Raw genomic sequence first — 18,503 nt, 5'->3', positions numbered from 1 at the left:
TACGGGGATATTCACGTGAGCGTCGAATAGCACGGCCATTACAGTAGACACACCATGAGCGAAGTCGACCGCCCCGCCTTCTATGTCACCACGGCCATCGCCTACCCGAACGGTGCGCCGCATATCGGGCATGCCTACGAGTACATCTCCACCGATGCCATCGCCCGATTCAAGCGGCTCGACGGGTACGACGTCTTCTTCATGACCGGCACCGACGAGCACGGCCAGAAAATGCAGCAGGCCGCGCTCACCGAGGGCATCCCCGTCGAAGAACTGGCGGCGCGCAACTCCGATGTGTTCGAGGCGCTGGACAAGGCGCTCGAGGTCACCTACGACCGATTCATCCGCACCACCGACGAGGATCATCGCCGCGCCTGCGTCGAGATCTGGAACCGGATGCTCGCCAACGGCGATATCTACCTGGGCAATTACTCGGGCTGGTACTCGGTGCGCGACGAGGCGTTCTACACCGACGAGGAAACCACGCTGCTCGAAAACGGCAGCCGCATCTCCACCGAAACCAAGACCCCGGTCGAATGGACCGAGGAGTCGAACTACTTCTTCCGGCTCTCGGCCTACCAGGACCGGCTGCTCGCGCTCTACGAGGAGCACCCGGAATTCATCGCGCCCAGCACGGCTCGCAACGAGATGACGAGCTATGTGAAGGCCGGCCTGAAGGACCTGTCGATCTCGCGCACCACCTTCGACTGGGGTGTGCCGGTGCCCGGCGAGCCCGATCACGTGATGTACGTCTGGGTGGACGCGCTCACCAACTACCTCACCGGCGTCGGCTTCCCCGCGACGGATTCGGCCGCGTTCCAGCGGTTCTGGCCCGCCGATCTGCACATCATCGGCAAGGACATCACCCGCTTCCACACCGTGTACTGGCCGGCGTTCCTGATGTCGGCGGGCATCGCGCTGCCGAAACGCGTGTTCGTGCACGGGTTTCTGTACAACAAGGGCGAGAAGATGTCGAAGTCGGTCGGCAACACCGTCGACCCGCTGGAACTGGTCGCCGAGTACGGCCTGGACGCGGTCCGCTTCTTCCTGCTGCGGGAGATCTCCTACGGGCAGGACGGCAGCTACAGCCACGAGGCGATCGTCTCGCGCATCAACGCCGACCTGGCCAACGAGTTCGGCAACCTGGTGCAGCGCAGCCTCACCATGGTGAACAAGAACTGCGACGCCCAGGTGCCCACGCCGGGTGAGTTCACCGCCGAGGATCGCGCCCTGCTCGACCAGGCGAACGCGCTGCTGGACAAGGTGCGGGTCGAATACGACGCCCAGCAGATGCATTTGGCGCTGGACACGATCTGGAAGGTGCTCGCCGAGACCAACCGGTACTTCTCCGCGCAGGCGCCCTGGACGCTGCGCAAGTCCGGCACCCCCGAGGATCTCGCGCGCATGGCCACCGTGCTCTACGTGACCCTCGAGGTGGTCCGCATCGTGGCCATCCTGGTGCAGCCGGTCCTGCCCGGTTCCGCCGCCAAGATCCTGGCCCTGCTCGCGCAGGACGGCCGGGTCTTCACCGACATCGCCACCCCGCTGGTCGCGGGCGTCGCACTGCCCGCACCGGAGCCGGTCTACCCGCGCTACGGCGACCCGAAGAAGAAGTAGCCCCGCGTCGTTCCGGCCCGGGCGGGCCGGAACGACGGGGAGTTCCTACTTCCAGCCGTCGAGCAGGCGGTTGGTCTCCTCGGCCAGCGCGGCCTGCAGGAACGGGCCGAAACTGACGCGGGCCACGCCGTGCTCGGCGAAGTAGGCCTTCGCGGGCTGGCCGGGAACACCGATCGCGTTGACGGGCAACGGGAGTTCGCTGGTGAGGCGGCGCAGGTCGGCGTCGGAGTGCCGGCCCACCGGGTACAGCACATCCGCGCCCGCTTCGGCGGCCAGCTTCAGCCGCGCGATGGCGCGGTCCACCCGGTCGGCCTCGTCACCGTCTTGACGGACGAACAGGTCGGTGCGGGCGTTGACGACCACGTGCACACCCGCGGCGTCGGCGTAGCGGCGCAGTTCACCCACGAACGCCGCGTGCTCCTCGGCGGTGCGCAGGCGGCCCTCCTCGCTGTGCACGGTGTCCTCGATGTTCAGGCCGACCACGCCCACGTCCAGCAGCCCTTCGATGAGCTGCGCGGGATCCAGGCCGTAGCCGGATTCGATGTCGAGCGAGATCGGCACGTCGACCGCCTCGGTGATCTGCCGGACCCGGGTCAGCGCCTCCGCGAAGGTCATGCCCTCGTTGTCCTTACGGCCGATCGAGTCGGCCAACGGGTGACTGCCGATCGTCAGCGCCGGGAACCCCGCGGCGACCGCGAGGTGCGCCGACCACGCGTCCCACACGGTCGGGAGCACCACCGGATCACCGGGCTGGTGCAGCTGGAGAAAAGCCTTGGCCTTGCTTTCGAGAGTGGTCATACACCGATCATCCACGCCGGCGCCCCGGGACGGCCAGGACCGGCTGGGAAACACTGGACCGGATCAGTCGTCCGCGTCGTCGCGGCGCGCGGCCAGCACCGTGTCGTAGAGCTCTTTACGCGAGGCGTTGTTCGCGCCGGCCACGTGCGCGCAGGCGTCTTTGAGACGCAGGCCCGCGGCGGTCAGCGCTTCCACCTCCTCGACGAGGTCGACCGGATCGGCGGACTTCGGCTGTGCGCCCTCGAGCACGACCGTGATCTCGCCCCGGACACCGTCCGCGGCCCAGGCGGCGAGTTCGGCCAGGGTGCCGCGTTTGACCTCCTCATAGGTCTTGGTGAGCTCGCGGCAGACGGCGGCGCGGCGGTCGGGGCCGAGCACCGTGACCGCGTCGGCCAGGCAATCGTCGAGGCGGTGCGGGGCCTCGAAGAAGACACAGGCGCGGGGTTCGGTGGCCAAGGTGCGCAACCACTCCCGGCGCTGACCGCCCTTGCGGGGCGCGAAACCGTCGAAGCAGAAACGCTCCACCGGCAGGCCGGACAGGGCCAGCGCGGTGGTCACCGCGGACGGGCCGGGCAGGCAGGTCACCGGCAGGTCCTGCTCGACGCAGGCCGCGACCAGGCGATACCCGGGATCGCTCACCGACGGCATGCCGGCATCGGTGACCAGCAGCACCGTGCGCCCGGCCTCGATATCGGCGAGCAGCGCCGGGATCCGCGCGGCCTCCACGTGGTCGTAGAAGCTCACCACCCGGCCGGTGATCTCCACCGCGAGCGCCTTGGCCAGCGTCTTGGTGCGCCGGGTGTCCTCGGCGGCGACGACGTCGGCCGAGGCCAACGCGTCGCGCAGGCGCTGTGACGCGTCCCCGACATCGCCCATCGGCGTCGCCGCCAGCACCAGCCGGCCGGTCGCTGTCGAGTCCTCCGCCACCGCTCTCCCGTCTGAACGTCAGGTCCGGCGCGCGCCGGACCGACCCGAGCCTAGTGCGCCGCGCTCGCATGCCCGTTCGCCTGTCCGGCGCCGCCCGGCGGTGTGCGCCGAAAAGCGCCTGGTGGCCACGATTCCTCGGGACGGCGCGGTTGCCGGTGCGCGACCTTGTCCGCCGGACCGAATAACATCGGGGCGTGACCCAGGTGACCTCCCGCGCGACCGCACCGTTCGGGGCCGTGCCTTCGTGGTCGAGTCCCGCACCGCTACGCCCCTCCCTCGATTTCGGGCCGACCGACACGGTGCGCGGCTGGCTGGTGACGGCGTTCCTGACGGTGATCGCGGCGGTCACGCGGTTCACCATGCTGAACTATCCGACCGACGCGGGGACGCCGGTCTTCGACGAGAAGCATTACGCCCCACAGGCTTGGCAGATGCTCACCGGCGGCGGCGTGGAGGACAACCCCGGCTACGGCCTGGTGGTGCATCCCCCGGTCGGCAAGCAGATGATCGCGATCGGCGAATGGCTGTTCGGCTACAACGGGTGGGGCTGGCGGTTCACCGCGGCCCTGGCGGGCACGATCCTGGTGCTGCTGATCGTGCGGATCGTGCGGCGGCTGGCCCGCTCCACGCTGATCGGGGCGATCGCGGGCATCCTGACCATCGCCGACGGCCTGCTGTTCGTGTCCTCGCGCATCGGCATGCTCGATATCTTCATGGCGCTGTTCGTCACCGCGGCCTTCGGCTGTCTCATCGTCGATCGCGACGAGGTGCGCAGACGCATGGCGCTGGTGGACATGCAGCGCCGCATCACCGCGACCGAGTGGGGGCCACGACTAGGCGTGCGCTGGTGGCGTTTCGGGGCGGGTGTGCTGCTCGGGCTGGCCTGCGGCACCAAGTGGTCCGGCATCTATTTCATCGCCGCGTTCGGGCTGCTGAGCGTCGCCTTCGACGTGTCCGCGCGGCGGGCCTACGGGGTGCGCCGGCCGTGGCTCGGCACGCTGGTGCGCGATGTCGGGCCCGCGCTGTACGCGATCGTGCTGATTCCGATCGGGGTGTATCTCACGACGTATTGGGCCTGGTTCGCCAGCGAGGACGGGGTCTACCGGTACGCGGTCGGCAACCAGGTCGGCACCGGCGGAACCTGGTCGTTCCTTCCCGACGCCCTGCGCTCGCTGTGGTTCTACAGCGGCGAATCGCTGCATTTCCATGAGACCCTGACCAATTCGGCCGGCAATCATCACCCGTGGGAGTCCAAGCCGTGGACCTGGCCGATGGGCCTGCGGCCGATGCTCTACTACTACGCCGACACCAATGTCACCGGCTGCGGCGCCTCGCAGTGCGTGAAAGCCGTCATGCTGATCGGCACCCCCGCCATCTGGTGGGTCGCGTTCCCGGTGCTCGGCTGGATGATCTGGCGCACCGCCGTGCGGCGGGACTGGCGCTACGCCGCGGTGCTCACCGGATACGGCGCGGCCCTGCTGCCCTGGTTCCTCACCCTGGACCGGCAGATGTACTACTTCTACGCGGTCGCGCTGGCGCCCTTCCTGATGATGGGCGTGGCGCTGGTCCTCGGTGACTTACTCGGCCCGGCCCGGGATTTCGTGCTGCGCAGACCCGGCTGGACGATTCCGCGCAGCCCGGCCGGCACCTATCTGCCGAGCGAGCGGCGCAGTCTCGGCTTGCTGACGATCTGCCTGTACCTGGGGCTGGTGATCGCGAACTTCATCTGGCTGTGGCCGATTCTCACGGCGCTGCCGATCACCCAGTCGAATTGGCACGACCATCTCTGGCTGCCCAGCTGGCGTTAAGCCTCCAGCGCCGACCTGATGTAGCGCACCGCGGTGTCGTCGTCGACGCCGAGCCGGCGGATCGCCGCCACGTAGTCGGTGGCTGCGCGGCCGGCCGCGTCCCGGGTCGGATCGCCGGAGGAGGCGATGAACGAACCCTGCCGCCCGCGCGTCTCCAGCACGCCGTCGGCCTCCAGCTCGCGATAGGCGCGGGCCACCGTATTCGGCGCCAGCCCGAGCTGCGCGGCCAGCGCGCGCACCGTCGGGATCTTCGTGCCCGCGGTCAGCTCTCCCGAACGGACCTGGGCCAGCACCCCCAGCCGCAGTTGCTCGTACGGGGGCACAGACGACTCGTGGTCGATGGTCAGGGCGAACATGGCGGGCTCACACAGCATCTCGGGATAGTGGACAGGACATACAGCGTGGGCCGCCGCGACCGGAGCCGAGCTCGGATCCGGGAATCCGCAGCACCTCGATTCCGGCGTCGGCGAGCCGCACATTGGTCATTTCGTTGCGCTCGTAGGCCAGGACCACGCCCGGCGCGACGGCCAGGGTGTTGTTGCCGTCGTCCCATTGTTCGCGTTCGGCGGTGACGCCGTCGAGTCCGGTGTCGATGACCCGCAGTTTCCCGATGCCCATCGCCTCGGCGGCGGCCGGCAGGAACGGGTCCGGGCCGCGCATGGTGACGCCGCCGTCGTCCTCACGGTGAATGGTGAACGCCTGCAGGGTGTCCCGCACGGCGGGGTACATCACCACGGCGTCGGTGTCGACCATGGTGCAGACGGTGTCCAGGTGCATGGTGGCGCGGTTCTGCGCGATCGGCACCACCAGCACGGTGTGCGCGAGATCGTCGTCGAACAGGCTGCGCGCCAGCGCTTCCGCGCCGGCGGGTGAGGTGCGCTCGCCGACGCCGACCGCCACCACGCCGGGGGCGAGCAGCAGCACGTCACCGCCCTCGATCGGCGCGGTATGGGATTCGTAGGCCCGGCGCACACCGAGGAAGCGCGGATGGAAGGCGTAAATGAGGTCGGTGAGCGAGGTTTCGCGCATCCGGGCGGGCAGCGCCAGGGAGGTGATCGCCACCCGCGGGCCGACCCAGAACGAGGAATCGCGGGTGAACAGCAGATTCGGCAGCGGGGCGATGACGAAATCCCCGCCGTGGTGCATCCGGCGCACCAGGGAGGCGGCGTCCGGGCCGAAGGGTAGTTCGTCGAAGGTCATGCCGGCCATCAGCAGGTCGGCCAAGTCCCGGGCGGGGACGCCGCGCAGGAAGGCGGCCAGCTCGTCGGCCAGCGCGTGCCCGAGCTTGCGGGCGTCCACGGCCGAGGTGATGCCCTGGATCCGGGCGGCGCCGCTGACCTCGAGGGTCTCGGCGAGCAGATCGGCCAGCAGCAGCACCTCGACGCCGTGATCGCGCAACACTCCAGCGAATGTGTCGTGCTCCTGCTGCGCGCGCTCCACCCAGGGGATCCCGTCGAACAGCAATTGGTCGTTGTTGCGCGGGGTCAGCCGCCGCAGCTCGTCGCCCGGCCGGTGCAGCAGCACCGTGCGCAGGGTTCCGACCTCGGAGGTCACGCCGAGACGTGATTCGGCGCCGCGTGCCTGTGCGTCTGCTCCCATCACCCGACCGTAGTTCGCCGGAGGCCGCTGAGCACGGAATTCGCACGGATGTCGTGCCGTTACGGGCCGCTGGTCCGATTCTGCCCCCAGCCTCCCCTAACCTGAAGTATTGTTTAGGTGAATGGAGGAGCGTGCATGACCACTGCCGATTGGCGAACGAAGGAGCTGACCCCCGGGCAGCTGTCCGAGCGTAGCGGAGTCGCTGTTTCCGCGTTGCACTTCTACGAACGCGAGGGCCTGATCACCAGCCGCCGGACCAGCGGCAATCAGCGCCGCTACGCCCGAGAGACGTTACGCCGCGTCGCCTTCATCCGGATCTCGCAGCGAGTCGGTATCCCGCTCAGTGACATTCGCGCCGCCCTGGACAAGCTCCCCGAGGGCCGCACCCCCACCCGCCGTGACTGGGAGACGCTGTCCACCACCTGGCGCAGCGACCTCGACGACCGCATCACCCAGCTGACTCGCCTGCGCGACAACCTGACCGGGTGCATCGGCTGCGGCTGCCTGTCGCTGGGCAGCTGCAAACTGGTCAACGAGCGCGATCAGCTCGGCGCGCAGGGCCCGGGCGCCGTCGTGCTCGACACCCACATCAACTGCCCGCCCGGCAAACCCGTCGTCAACTGCCAGCCCGGGACGCAGTCAGCAACCGGTTGAAGCGCGCGCTCATCTGACGGATCACGAGTTCGTAAGGGAGCGCGAACTTCCGGGCCCACCAGTAGGCGAACCGGATGTCGGGCGAGGTGTAGACGATGAACCGGTTGTGCTCGATGCCTTTGAGGATCGCCTGCGCCACCCGCTCCGGCGGCACGGCGTGCTTGGTGAATCGCTTTGCGAGGCGCTCGACTCGGGGTTCGCTGCGGTCGATGCCGACCAGCTCGACGCTGTGCACCAGCGGGGTGTTCACCGCGCCGGGCGTCACCAGGTGCACCGAGATCCCGTGTGTCTCCAGATCGAAGCGCAGCACCTCCGAGACGCCCCGGATCCCGTACTTACCGGCACTGTAGGCGGCGTGCCAGGGTAGCGCGATCAGGCCCGCCGCCGACGAGACGTTCACCAGCGCACCGCCTTTCCCGGCGCGCACCATCGCCGGGACGAAGGTCTCGATCACGTGGATCGGCCCCATCAGATTCACGTCGACCATCCGCCGCCAGTGCTGATGCTCCAGGTTCTCCACCGTTCCCCAGATGGAATGACCCGCCACATTCATGACGACGTCCAGGCTGGGATGCTCGGCGTGCACCGCCTCGGCGAACGCCGCCACCGCCTCGTAGTCGGTGATATCCAGTGCGCGACTGGCCAATACGACCCCGCCCCGCGCCCGGATCAGCTCCTCGGTCTCCGCCAGCCCGGCCGCGTTGATATCGGTCAGCACCAGCTCCCCGCCCGCCTCGGCCACGGCCACCGCGGTCGCCCGCCCGATCCCACTGGCCGCCCCCGTCACCAGGGTCTTGGCCCCTCGCACCGTCTTCCGGCCGATCCCCCGCTGCCCGATCCCGCGCACCCGAACCCCAATCCGTAGCCCATTTCACTTCACCCGGAGGCTACTGCCCCACCCGCCCTGCATAGCCGAATTCCCTCCCCACCACACCCCCCAATATTGGGGGGACACCCCCCATCACCGGCCCAGAACCGCCAGCATGCCGGCTACGGCGCGGGGCCAGGTGAATTGTTCGGCCCTGGTGCGGGCGGCTTTTCGGCGGTCCCGGGGTGGGAGGGCGAGGACGGTGGTGACGGCGTGGGCGAAGGCGGTGGGGTCGTCGGCGGCGACGGCGCCGCAGTCGGCGGTGAGGATGTCGGCCAGGGCGGAGGAGCGGCTGGCGACGACGGGGGTGCCGGCCGCCAGGGCTTCCAGGGCGGCGAGGCCGAAGGTTTCGTGCGGGCCGGGGGCGAGGGCGATGTCGGCGGTGGCCAGGAGTTTGGCGACCATGCGGCGGTCGGTGATGAAGCCGGTGAAGTGGACGGCGGAGCGGCCGGAGGACAGGGCGGGCACGGCGCGGGCCCGGCGTTCCAGCGCCTCGCGGCGCGGCCCGTCCCCGGCCACGACGAGGCGGACTTCGGTTCCGGCCCTGCGGAGTTCGGCGATCGCCGCGATACCGCGGTCCACCCGCTTCTCCACCGAGAGCCGGCCGCAGTGCACCAGCAGCGGATGATCCCCGACCCCGAGGTCTGCCCGCAGCCGCCCATCGCGCCGGTGCGGACTGAACAGCTCCAGATCCACCCCGAGCGGCACCAATTCGACGTTCGGCGCGTCGATCCGCTGGAACTCGGCGCGCGCGAAATCGGTAGTGCAGACGACGATGTCGTACTCGCGGGCGGTACGCCGGTTGGCGATGTCGGCCAGCCGCCGGGCGGCGGCCCCCGGCAGCACCTGGCCCAGCAGCCGGTCCAGCCGCTCGTGCGAGATCATCACCCCGGCGACATCGCGGCGGCGCGCCCAGCGACCGAAACCGCGCAGGGTCAGCCGATCCGAGACCTCGAGCACGTCCGGGCGCAGTCCGGCGAGCACATCGGCGACCCGGCGCGGGTCGGCCGCGCGATACCCGCCGGTCCCGGGAATCGGCAAGGCGGGCAGCGTGATCCGCAGCGCGCCGCTGGGCAGGATCTCCTCGGTGCGGCGCGCTCCGGGCACGATCAGCACCACCTCGTGGCCCGCCGCGACGTACCCCGCACCCAGGTGATGCAGTGCGGTGCGCAGTCCACCCGAGCGCGGACCGTAGAAGTTCGCCAGCTGGACTATGCGCACCCACCGATCGTTCAACGGATCGGCAGTGCGCGGGAGTAGTCCCGCGCAACTCGGCGTGAACAGCAGACGAAGAACCGTCAGCGCGGAGCGGTACCCCGCCCGGCCCGCGGCAGTTCGAGATCCAGCGGGATCCGCCCCACGGCGAGGTGCGCCTCGACCTCGTCGGCGGGCATCGGCCGCGCGATCAGGAACCCCTGGGCGCGATAGCAACCCAGCCCGACCAGCGTGCGCGCCGCCACCGCGGTCTCGACACCCTCGCCGACGACGCCGAGCCCGAAGGACCCGGCCAGCCCGATGATGGACTTCACGATGGCCAGGTCATCGGTGCTGGCGCCGAGCCGCTGCACGAACCCGCGGTCGATCTTCACCGCGTCGACCGGCAGCGCCTTCAGATGCGAGAGCGAGCTGTATCCGGTGCCGAAGTCGTCGATGGCGATCTGCACGCCCATCCGCTTGAGGCCGCGCAGCGTCACCTGGGTCCGGGCCAGATCCTGCACCACCACGTGCTCGGTGATCTCCAGGCAGACCGAACTGCCGTCGATGCCGAACAGCCGCAGGATGTCCTCGATCCGCTCCACGAAATCCAGGCTGACCAACTGCACCGGCGACACGTTGATGCGCATCACCACATTCGAGGCCAGCCCGCGCCGGCGCCATTCGGCGAACTGGGCGCAGGCCGAGCGAATCACCCAGCGGCCCAGCTCACCCGCGAGATTGGTGGCCTCCGCGACCGTGACGAAGGCGGCGGGCGGCAGCAGGCCGCGAGTCGGATGCATCCAGCGGACCAGCGCCTCGAGCGCGACGATCCGGCCGGTGCGCAGGTCGACCTCGGGCTGGTAGTGCAGCAGCAGCGACCCGTCGGAGACCGCGCCACGCAGGTTCAGTTCCACGTCGTCCTGCAACTCGAACTGGGCGCGCATGGCGTCGGTGAAGACCGCGACCCCGTTGCCGCCACCGGATTTCGCCGACAGTAAGGCGTGATCCGCGCGGCGCAGCACATCGGCGACCGTGGTCTCGCCCGGGATGCCCACGGCCACACCGACGCTCGCGCCCCGGCTGACCGACTCCCCGCCGACGGTCACCCGCCGCCCGATCAGCTGCTGGATGCGGGTGGCCTCGAGTTCGGCCGCGACGGCGTCCATCGGTTTGGCGGGCACGATGACGAACTCGTCGCCGCCCAGCCGGGCGATCATGTCGTGCCCGTCGAGGTTCTCCCGCAGGCGGGAGGACAGCGTGCGGATGAAGTTGTCTCCGGCGGTGTGGCCGAGGAAGTCGTTGAGCGCCTTCAACCGGTCCAGGTCCAGGAACAGCGCCGCCACCGGGCCGGGCGCGCCGGAGCGCAACCGGTCCTCCATGTGCTCGAGCAGCGCGCGCCGGTTGGCCAGCCCGGTCAGGTCGTCGTGCAGGGCGATGTAGCGCAACCGCTCTTCGGCCACCACCCGGGCCTGCACCTGCGCGAACAGCGCGGCGATCGCCTTGAGCACGTTGAGTTCCCGGGTGCTCCAATCCCGGTCGCCCTGTTTGATGAAGCCGAGCACGCCGGTGGATTCGCCGCGCGAGACCAGCGGCACCGCCGCCATGGCGACGGTCGGGATGCCGGAGGACCGCCGGATCGTCTCCTGATAATCGGCGGTCTGCACGTCGGGCCGCACGATGATCGGCTCGACGGCGTGCTCGAGCTCGCGGAAGACCGAGTCCGCGTGTTCGAAGAAGACGACCTTCAGCGGATCCGGGTCGGGGACCTCGGGACGGTGTGGCCACTCGGCGATCAGCACGGTGGCCCGGCGTTCGCGCTCGGTGTGGCGCAGATAGCTGAAGTCGACGTCGAAATGCTCGACCAGTTTGGCCAGCACGCGTTCGCTCGCCGCCACCATGGTCGTGGCGTCGACGCCCATCAACTCGGCGGCGACTTCGGTCACCAACGAGTCGAGCGTTCGGCGAGGCACCCTGTCTCCGATCGTGCTAGCTGCGGTCGCCCGCGCCCGGCTGTTCCGACCCGCCCCACCGGCCCTGCCGGCTGCCCTCCCCGGAGGGAAGCCGCCTGCTGCGAACCGTGGCTGCTGCCGCGTAGCTCAGGCGAAGCACCAATGCCATGATCTCATGCTCAGGCACTCCCAGCAGGTCCAGGAAACGGCCCTGAAGTGAAGTCAGTGTATCCGCGAAATCGGGGGAAATCGCGATCAACTCCTCGGGGTGCCGCGCGTAGAGGAACACCGGGGAGACAGGTTGCACGGCCAGACCACGGCGACCTGCTTCCAGCCACACCCGCTGAGTGGCCGCGCCGGCGGTCGCGTAGTCGGCGAGACCGGGCGCGCCGCCGGAATACGGCAGCGTCACCGCGAGCACCGCGGAGCTGGAATTGACCCGGTCCCGGGTGTATTCGCCGAGGGCGTTGCCGGCCGACCACTCGCGCAGCCGGGTCATCACATCCGAGCGCCGGGCCATCCGCATCTTGGCCTGTTCGACCGGTGTCAGCTCCAGGCTGCGGACGTCGATTCCGGTCAGCGGGTCCTCCCCGGGCCAGCGCAGTTCGGCGAACAACTCCTCGTGCAGCCGGGGCGTGAGATAGCGGATGCGGTCGGAGTTGCCGAGCAGGTCGGCGGCCTGGTCGAGATCGGCGCTGCCGGTGACGTAGCGGATGGTGGCGCCCTCGGCGGCGGCGGCCGCGGCCAGACTCGCGAGCACCTGCTCGGAGAGCGCCGCGCCGTTGCCCAGGCGCCGGTTGGTCTCGCGGGCCAGCGCGGCCGGGTAGTCGCGGGCCAGCAGCGCGTCGTCGCCGGACCCGAACTCCAGCAGCGCGCTCAGGGCGCTGGCGTCGTCCTGGACGACGCGATGCGGGCCGAGCATGCCGTGGGCGGCCGCGGCGGCCCGGGCGTTGTGTAGGGCCGCGCCGATCGCGACGGCGCTGCCGCGGTAACCGATGTCGAGCGCCGAGGATTCGGTGCGCACCAGATCCATCCGGAGCCCGCCGTCGCTGTCGCGCAGCACCCACGGCTGAGTGTTGCCACCGGACGGTGCCCGTTGCGCGCATTCCCGCACGCGCGCCGACGGTGTGGTGGCCGGCACGTCGGCCGGTGGCTCGCCGCCCTCGGCCGCGGCCTCCTCGACCGGCTCCGGCTCGGCCAGCGCGTCCAGCCCGTGTTCCAGGTCGACGCGCACGCGTCCGGAGGACAGTTTCTGCCCGAGCCCGATGCGGCGCACCGCGGTCGCCACGACGGCCGCGCCCAGCTGCACTTCGCTGCCGAGTTGCGGCCAGGTGGTGACGGTTTCGTCGATTTCCACCAGGCTGGCGGCCATCCGCACGGACAGCTCGGCCGGATCCAGGATGCGCATGACGTGCGGCGCCTTGTCCTTGGTGCTCAGCCCGCGCAGATCCGCGCCGGTGGTGGTGCCGAGCAGTCCGTGGAAGGGCAGGCGCCCGGGTTCCAGGTCGTAGCGTTCGACGTCGAACAGGCCGCGGTCGCTGGTCTCCATGAGCAGCGGGATGCGCTGGCGGCGCGAGCCCTCGCGGACCGCGAACTTGATGTCGAGCGAATCGCATTCCTCGATGACGATGGACAGCCCGGTGAGGAATTCGTCCACCGAGTCCTCGGTGACGCCGGCGACGCACACCTCGACCGGCAGGTACGGGTCGAGTTCGGCGATGCGGCGGGCGGTGACGATGGACTTGTTCACGCCGATGTCGAAGATATTGCCCGGCACCCGATTCAGGTTGGACAGCTCGATCTCGTCGAAGTCGGCCAGGCGCAGCATGCCGCAGCCGCCCTCCAGGGCGATTGTGTAGGCGCAGGCGTGGCCGACGCTCTGGCCGACGACGCCGATGCTCAGCTCGCCCAGCCGCCGCTGTTCGGCGCGGGTGAGCTTGTTGCGGTTGCGGTCCAGCCGGATGGCGCGGTAGGAGGTCTCGTCCAGCAGCCCGACCAGGGTGCGCCGCCACGGGTAGTAGACCCAGCGGTCCTCGGGCGCGGCGGGCGCCGGGTTGGTGATCTTGCCGAGTTCCAGGCGCAGCATGTCGCGCAGATCGTGGATACGAACGCGGGGCGACTTGCGCAGCTGTGTGAGCATGGCGGTATCCGCGGGGGCTGACTCGTCGAGGATCAGCGGCCGATAGTCCCCACCGGGACCAACGTCACCGTTCATGCCTGCGCACGTCCTCCGATCCAGGGCTGACGGGCGTGGTAAATCCGCGTCCGTAGCGATTGCTTGCAGATCGCTCGAAAAGGTCAGAACGAGTTTGCCTAGGGCAGTATCCGTCATCCGACAGGAATTGACCAGGCGTCTGGCTAATCTTCCGAAAACTATTCGGGTGATCGGAAATTCCGCCAGGTCAAACGATCATGATTGACCTACCGGTGGAATCTGGAGACCAGTCGGTTCCAATCAGGTTAACTCTCCGCAACTAGATCAGGATCGAGATGAAGAGCTCGACCGACTGCGGCCCCCGCCAGATTTCGATCTCCTCCCGATAGGCCCGGGTGATCTCCGCCGAGGCCGTGGCGTCGTCGACCTGCGCCCAGACATCCTCGACCGGGTCGTGGTAATCGCCGTTCGGCTCGAACCGCGCGTACACACCCTTGGGCACATGCACCAGCAGGTCACCGACCGGAATCTCTTCCGCCGCACGATATTCGAAGCTGACGATGGCGTTGTAATTGCCCGCCGGATCCGGGACGTACACCGTGTACATCGGATGCTTGTCGCCCGAGCGCTCGCGCAGCCGATCCTTGAGGAACTCGATCAGATCGCTGTTGCTGACCTTGAAGCTGGGCCGCACCCGCGGCACCACCAGCCCACCGTAGATCGCCGCATTGCGCACCGCGATGGTGTAAGTCATGACGCCTCGACCGCGAGGTAGAGCTCGATCTTGTAGGCGTGCGGATAACACTCGAAGTCACCGGTGTAGGTGCGCCGGATCTGCTTGTGCTCCTCGGCGTAGGCGATCTGGGTCCACAGGTCGGTCATCACCCGCGGGAAGTTGCCGACCGAGGCGAAGCGGGCGTAGGTGCCGCCCGGCATCCGGGCCACCAGGTGACCACGGGTGACCTGGTCGAACGAGCTGCACTGATACCCGACGATCTGGGTGTTGTAGGTGCCGAGCTCGCCCGTGTAGTCGGTGAAGGCACTGGCCAGGGGACCACCGAGATCCTGGTGCAGCACCGCTGCCCAGGCCGCCTCGAGATCATGGTCGCGCAGTTCCCCGAGCGCGCGCTTGGGGCTGCGGACCGGCAGTCCGGCGACCCACGTCTCGTCCCGCTCGACGATTTCAAACTGCATGGAAAGGACTCTCTCGCGGTGGCATTCCGGTTCGCTGCCCGCATCCGGTCGGCTAGAAACGCCATGCTATCAACACCGACCGACCGGCAGGGCTCGCCGGCACAGCGCCGCGCCGGGCCGACACCGGCATTGAACTGGACGAATGTCCGGCAGAAGCCCTGGCGGCGTCCCGGCAACCACCGCGGCCGGGCCCGCCGATCACCTGCGGTAGCGAATGCCCATGGCCTGCAAGCAAATTCATGGCTATCGATTTGCCCGAGGGTGCTCCCCGGAAGATCACCCGGGCAGCCATTGTGTCGCACGCCACATCCGCGTATCTTCTGTGATTCGAGACTGCATGGTTTCACAAGCAATGGACAGGGTGGTCCTGGTTATGAGCTTTCGCGCACGGCTGCGGACGGCGGCGGCACTCGCGGTGACGGTGGCGGCACTCGCCGCCGGAGCCGGCGCCGCCGCGGCCGAGGACATCGCCCCGGGAACCACGGCCCAGAGCTACTTCCAGCACACCGGGCCGCACCCGGTCGCGACGACGGTGCGCACCAATCCCTGCCAGGACTCGATCTTCGGGATGGTGCAGCACATCGTGGTGCACGCCTTCGGCAACCGCGACAACCCGACCTGCACCCAGGCGTTCCCGAACGGACTGGAGTCGCCGATCGGCGTGAACACCTACTACCCGGCCGACCTGAGCGCACCCGCCCCGCTGCTGGTCTTCGTGCCCGGCATCAACGCCAACCCCGGCATGTACGACGCGCTGGCGCGGCAGTGGGTCAGCCACGGGTTCGTGGTGGTGATCCCGTACGACTACGTCAACTCCCTGGCCCACGTGCCCGCGCTCGGGCTGGCGACGGCCGTGCTCGCGAACCGGGATCCGAGCTCCCCACTGCACGGCCGGATCGACCTGGGCCGCACGGTATTCGGCGGGCACTCCGCGGGCGGTCAGGCCGCGTTGCAGGCCGGGGCCGCGCTGCCGCGGGCCGCGGCCGCGATCGATCCGGAGCTGCGGGTCGCCGGCGTCCTGGCCATCGAGCCCGGGCCGCTGGCGGTCGGCGCGCTGATCGAGGTACCGACGCTGTTCCTCACCGGCTACAACGATTTCGTGGTCCCCGACTTCGCCTGGGTGCGCTGGTGGCAGTACAACCTGCACTTCAACGCCCCGCCTGGATCGCCAATGCCCATGGGGTCAGCCATTTCTCGCCGGTCGACGGCCTGGACGCCTACCTGTCCGCGGGCACGGCGCTGGCCTACCTGCGCTACCTGGCCTTCGACGACGACGTCGCCCGCCAGTTCTTCGTCGGACCGAATTGGCTACTCCCCCAGGACAAGACGTACTTCAGCGTGGACCGCAACCCGCGGGCCGACGCACTGCGCTAGCTCGCGCGGGGTCGGCGCACCGCACCCGGCGAGGTGCCGATCACCCGTTTGAAGGCACGACCGAAGGCCGCCTCGGACTGGTAACCGAGGCGGTGCGCGAGTTCACCGACGCCGATGTCCTCGCGCTCCAGGCTGGTACGCGCGACATGCATGCGCCAGCGCGTCAGGTACTGCATGGCGGGCTCGCCGACCAGCTCGGTGAAGCGCGCGGCGAAGGCCGAGCGCGACATCGCCGCCTCCGCCGCGAGCGTCGACAAGGTCCAGGGCCGGGCGGGATCGCGGTGGATGGCCGCGATGGCCGGGCCGACGCGTGGGTCGCGCAGGGCGCCGAGCCAGCCGGTGCGCGCGGCCGGATCCTCCTCGATCCACGAGCGGATGGCCTGGATCACCAGGATGTCGGCCAGCCGGGTGATCACCGTCTCGCCGCCGGGCCGCAGCTGCTTCGCCTCCGCGGCAATGAATCTCAGGGTCGCGTCGATCCACGCGCCCTGCGGGGAATCGGCGCGGCGCACCCGGATCACCTCCGGCAGCAGCTCCAGCAGATGCCGCGCCGCCGGATCGTCGAAGCGCACCGCGCCGCAGATCACCGTCGCCGGCTCGCCACCGCCGCCGTGGCGCAGGATCTCGTACCGCTCGCTGACCAGCTCCCGCGGCAGCGCGTCCAGGGCGACGCCGTGCACGCCGGGCGCGCTGCTCAGCAGATGCCCGGTGCCGTGCGGGACCAAGGCCAGGTCGCCCGCGGAAAGCCACTGGCCGCCAGTGGGTTCCACCTCCAGCCAGCAGGTGCCCGCGGCCACGAAGTGGAACATCACGCAGTCCGGCCAGACCGGCAGCGCGACACCCCACGGTTCGGTGAAATCGGAGCGGCCGTAGAACACGCCGCTCATCCGCAGCAGATGCAGCGCCTGTCCGAGCGCGTCCGCGGAGCGCCACACCGGTTCGACCAACATGCTCCGAGTATGTGGCGCGCGAAGAGCGGCCGTCCACAGCGCTGGACGATCGAGCAGGAAACCTCGACGTCCGGGCATGGTGCGTCCAGCTCTCCGCTCCGAGACTGGATGTCAGGCAATCCATTCCAATCCTGAGGAGCCCCCATGAAGGTTTTGGTCATCGGCTCGACCGGTGGATCCGGTCGCGCCGCCGTCGAGCAGCTGCTGTCGGCCGGCCACGACGTCACCGCATTCACCCGCACGCCGCACGACACGGACCGGCCGCGGCTGCGCTACGTGACCGGCGACGCGCTGGACCCCGCCGATGTGGACCGGGCCGTGGCCGGGCACGACGCCGTCGTCGTCGCCCTCGGCATCAGCGAAAACCCGCTGCGGGTAAGAATTCTCGGCCCGCGGCACACCCCGATGCAGGTGCGCTCGCGCGGCACCCGCACGGTCGTCGACGCCATGCGCCGCCACGGCGTCCGGAAACTGGTGGTACTGAGCGCCTTCGGCGCCGGTGACTCCGAACCCGGTCTGACCCGGGCAAATCGGCTGTTCTACCGGGTGGTCCTGGCGCCGCAGATCACCGACACCGAGCGCCAGGAAGCGCTGGTGCGGGCGAGCGGGCTGGACTGGGTGCTGGCCCGCCCGGTCAACCTGACCGACGACCCGCGGGACACGATGCCCGCCACCGCCCGGCAGCCGGTGGTGCACACGGTGTCGCGTGCCAGTGTCGGCCGTTTCCTGGCCCGCGCCGTGGACGACGCGGCGCTGGTCGGTCAGGCCGTCGCGCTGTCGCAGGCCGGCTGATCGCCCGGACGCGACGAGGCCCGGGTACCCGACCCGGGCCTCGAACCGTCAGTTCTTCGATTCCACCGCGGCGCAGATCCCCTCGACGAAAGCGCCGAGGTCGCCCGGGTTACGCGAGGTGACCAGCTGCCAGCCGTCCTCGGGGGAACGCACCACCGGCTCGTCCACCCACTTGCCGCCCGCGTTGGTGATGTCGGTGCGCAGCGACGGATAGGAGGTCAGCGTCTTGCGGGGCAGCAGGCCCGCCTCCACCAGCAGCCAGGGGCCGTGGCAGATCGCGGCGATCGGTTTGCCCGCGCCCGCGAAGTCCTTGACCAGCGCCAGGGCGCGGTCCTCGATCCGCAGTTTGTCGGCGTTCACCGTGCCGCCGGGCACCACCAGCACCTCGAAGTCGGCGGCCGCGACGTCGTCGAGGGCGGCGTCGGGCTGGAACTCCTCGTCGGGCTGGGTGTCGTGCCGGAAGGTCTGCACGGCCTCGTTCTTCGGTGCGGCATGCACCACCTGCGCGCCCAGGGCACGCAGTTCGCCGAGCGGCACCACCAGTTCGTCGCGTTCCACCCCGGTATTCGAGGTGGCGATCAGAACTCGCACGCCTTCCAGCCGACCCGACATGAGTAGCTC

16 protein-coding genes and 1 pseudogene are annotated in these 18,503 nt (G+C 69.5%); 5 read left to right on the top strand and 12 right to left on the bottom strand.

Annotated features, from left to right (window positions below):
* Positions 1-51: 51 nt before the first annotated feature.
* Positions 52-1,617: pseudogene (gene metG / locus AB0H76_RS00255) on the top strand (methionine--tRNA ligase); the annotation flags it as partial.
* A gap of 45 nt (positions 1,618-1,662) precedes the next feature.
* Here metG and AB0H76_RS00250 read toward each other — a convergent pair.
* Together AB0H76_RS00250 and rsmI are read right to left on the bottom strand one after the other, a co-directional pair.
* Positions 1,663-2,415 (bottom strand): isocitrate lyase/phosphoenolpyruvate mutase family protein, encoded by a 753-nt coding sequence (locus AB0H76_RS00250; protein ID WP_357315171.1) that lies wholly within the window; start codon positions 2,413-2,415, stop codon positions 1,663-1,665.
* A 63-nt stretch (positions 2,416-2,478) separates the two neighbouring features.
* On the bottom strand, positions 2,479-3,342 hold the full coding sequence (gene rsmI, locus AB0H76_RS00245; RefSeq protein ID WP_357315169.1) for a 16S rRNA (cytidine(1402)-2'-O)-methyltransferase: 864 nt from the start codon (positions 3,340-3,342) through the stop codon (positions 2,479-2,481).
* A gap of 194 nt (positions 3,343-3,536) precedes the next feature.
* Between rsmI and AB0H76_RS00240 the strand changes: the two genes are divergently transcribed.
* Entirely contained in the window at positions 3,537-5,150 is a 1,614-nt protein-coding gene (locus AB0H76_RS00240) for a phospholipid carrier-dependent glycosyltransferase (protein WP_357315167.1), read from the top strand.
* Here AB0H76_RS00240 and AB0H76_RS00235 read toward each other — a convergent pair.
* Positions 5,147-5,506: a GntR family transcriptional regulator gene (locus AB0H76_RS00235; RefSeq protein WP_357320234.1), complete on the bottom strand. Its 360-nt coding sequence runs from the start codon at positions 5,504-5,506 to the stop codon at positions 5,147-5,149. The genes AB0H76_RS00240 and AB0H76_RS00235 overlap by 4 nt on opposite strands.
* Positions 5,507-5,513: 7 nt before the next feature.
* A complete protein-coding gene (gene arcA, locus AB0H76_RS00230) occupies positions 5,514-6,749 on the bottom strand; it encodes an arginine deiminase (RefSeq protein ID WP_357315165.1) in 1,236 nt (411 codons plus the stop codon).
* Between the two features lie 135 nt (positions 6,750-6,884).
* Here arcA and soxR point away from each other — a divergent pair, with 135 nt between their 5' ends.
* Complete coding sequence (gene soxR, locus AB0H76_RS00225) at positions 6,885-7,403, top strand: redox-sensitive transcriptional activator SoxR (RefSeq protein WP_357315163.1); 519 nt, start codon at positions 6,885-6,887, stop codon at positions 7,401-7,403.
* Here soxR and AB0H76_RS00220 read toward each other — a convergent pair.
* From AB0H76_RS00220 to AB0H76_RS00195, 6 genes are all read right to left on the bottom strand, one after another.
* The gene (locus AB0H76_RS00220; RefSeq protein ID WP_357320232.1) at positions 7,366-8,226 is read right to left on the bottom strand and encodes an SDR family oxidoreductase; all 861 of its coding nucleotides are present in this window, start codon (positions 8,224-8,226) and stop codon (positions 7,366-7,368) included. The genes soxR and AB0H76_RS00220 overlap by 38 nt on opposite strands.
* 138 nt (positions 8,227-8,364) lie before the next feature.
* Positions 8,365-9,492: a glycosyltransferase gene (locus AB0H76_RS00215; RefSeq protein ID WP_357315161.1), complete on the bottom strand. Its 1,128-nt coding sequence runs from the start codon at positions 9,490-9,492 to the stop codon at positions 8,365-8,367.
* Positions 9,493-9,569: 77 nt separating this feature from the next.
* Positions 9,570-11,411: an EAL domain-containing protein gene (locus tag AB0H76_RS00210; RefSeq protein WP_357320229.1), complete on the bottom strand. Its 1,842-nt coding sequence runs from the start codon at positions 11,409-11,411 to the stop codon at positions 9,570-9,572.
* Positions 11,412-11,454: 43 nt separating this feature from the next.
* Positions 11,455-13,632: an Rv1355c family protein gene (locus tag AB0H76_RS00205; protein ID WP_357315159.1), complete on the bottom strand. Its 2,178-nt coding sequence runs from the start codon at positions 13,630-13,632 to the stop codon at positions 11,455-11,457.
* A 259-nt stretch (positions 13,633-13,891) separates the two neighbouring features.
* The gene (locus tag AB0H76_RS00200) at positions 13,892-14,326 is read right to left on the bottom strand and encodes a GyrI-like domain-containing protein (RefSeq protein ID WP_357315157.1); all 435 of its coding nucleotides are present in this window, start codon (positions 14,324-14,326) and stop codon (positions 13,892-13,894) included.
* Entirely contained in the window at positions 14,323-14,766 is a 444-nt protein-coding gene (locus AB0H76_RS00195; protein WP_357315155.1) for a GyrI-like domain-containing protein, read from the bottom strand. The genes AB0H76_RS00200 and AB0H76_RS00195 overlap by 4 nt, the downstream gene beginning before the upstream one ends.
* 373 nt (positions 14,767-15,139) lie before the next feature.
* Here AB0H76_RS00195 and AB0H76_RS00190 point away from each other — a divergent pair, with 373 nt between their 5' ends.
* Positions 15,140-16,192 carry a hypothetical protein gene (locus AB0H76_RS00190; RefSeq protein WP_357315153.1) on the top strand — a complete coding sequence of 351 codons (1,053 nt, stop codon included), beginning with the start codon at positions 15,140-15,142 and terminating at the stop codon, positions 16,190-16,192.
* On the opposite strand, the gene AB0H76_RS00185 is transcribed toward AB0H76_RS00190, so the two are convergent.
* Positions 16,137-17,090 (bottom strand): AraC family transcriptional regulator, encoded by a 954-nt coding sequence (locus AB0H76_RS00185; protein WP_357315151.1) that lies wholly within the window; start codon positions 17,088-17,090, stop codon positions 16,137-16,139. The genes AB0H76_RS00190 and AB0H76_RS00185 overlap by 56 nt on opposite strands.
* 144 nt (positions 17,091-17,234) lie before the next feature.
* Here AB0H76_RS00185 and AB0H76_RS00180 point away from each other — a divergent pair, with 144 nt between their 5' ends.
* Positions 17,235-17,882 (top strand): NAD(P)-binding oxidoreductase, encoded by a 648-nt coding sequence (locus tag AB0H76_RS00180; protein WP_357315149.1) that lies wholly within the window; start codon positions 17,235-17,237, stop codon positions 17,880-17,882.
* A 48-nt stretch (positions 17,883-17,930) separates the two neighbouring features.
* Here the strand turns inward: AB0H76_RS00180 and AB0H76_RS00175 are convergent, their stop codons facing one another.
* Positions 17,931-18,494: a DJ-1/PfpI/YhbO family deglycase/protease gene (locus tag AB0H76_RS00175; RefSeq protein ID WP_357315147.1), complete on the bottom strand. Its 564-nt coding sequence runs from the start codon at positions 18,492-18,494 to the stop codon at positions 17,931-17,933.
* Positions 18,495-18,503: the final 9 nt, after the last annotated feature.

The organism is Nocardia sp. NPDC050712 (assembly GCF_040654295.1).
Classification (GTDB): Bacteria; Actinomycetota; Actinomycetes; order Mycobacteriales; family Mycobacteriaceae; genus Nocardia.
The sequence above is the reverse complement of the archived record's forward strand: the minus strand, read 5'-3'. Positions and strand labels throughout refer to the sequence as shown.

What these genes read in the sequence shown, in the direction of transcription:
- AB0H76_RS00250 (WP_357315171.1), bottom strand. Translation starts at nt 2,415, where the DNA reads ATGACCACTCTCGAAAGCAAGGCCAAGGCTTTTCTCCAGCTGCACCAG.
- AB0H76_RS00235 (WP_357320234.1), bottom strand. Translation starts at nt 5,506, where the DNA reads ATGTTCGCCCTGACCATCGACCACGAGTCGTCTGTGCCCCCGTACGAG.
- arcA (WP_357315165.1), bottom strand. Translation starts at nt 6,749, where the DNA reads ATGGGAGCAGACGCACAGGCACGCGGCGCCGAATCACGTCTCGGCGTG.
- soxR (WP_357315163.1), top strand. Translation starts at nt 6,885, where the DNA reads ATGACCACTGCCGATTGGCGAACGAAGGAGCTGACCCCCGGGCAGCTG.
- AB0H76_RS00205 (WP_357315159.1), bottom strand. Translation starts at nt 13,632, where the DNA reads ATGAACGGTGACGTTGGTCCCGGTGGGGACTATCGGCCGCTGATCCTC.
- AB0H76_RS00200 (WP_357315157.1), bottom strand. Translation starts at nt 14,326, where the DNA reads ATGACTTACACCATCGCGGTGCGCAATGCGGCGATCTACGGTGGGCTG.
- AB0H76_RS00195 (WP_357315155.1), bottom strand. Translation starts at nt 14,766, where the DNA reads ATGCAGTTTGAAATCGTCGAGCGGGACGAGACGTGGGTCGCCGGACTG.
- AB0H76_RS00190 (WP_357315153.1), top strand. Translation starts at nt 15,140, where the DNA reads ATGAGCTTTCGCGCACGGCTGCGGACGGCGGCGGCACTCGCGGTGACG.
- AB0H76_RS00185 (WP_357315151.1), bottom strand. Translation starts at nt 17,090, where the DNA reads ATGTTGGTCGAACCGGTGTGGCGCTCCGCGGACGCGCTCGGACAGGCG.
- AB0H76_RS00180 (WP_357315149.1), top strand. Translation starts at nt 17,235, where the DNA reads ATGAAGGTTTTGGTCATCGGCTCGACCGGTGGATCCGGTCGCGCCGCC.
- AB0H76_RS00175 (WP_357315147.1), bottom strand. Translation starts at nt 18,494, where the DNA reads ATGTCGGGTCGGCTGGAAGGCGTGCGAGTTCTGATCGCCACCTCGAAT.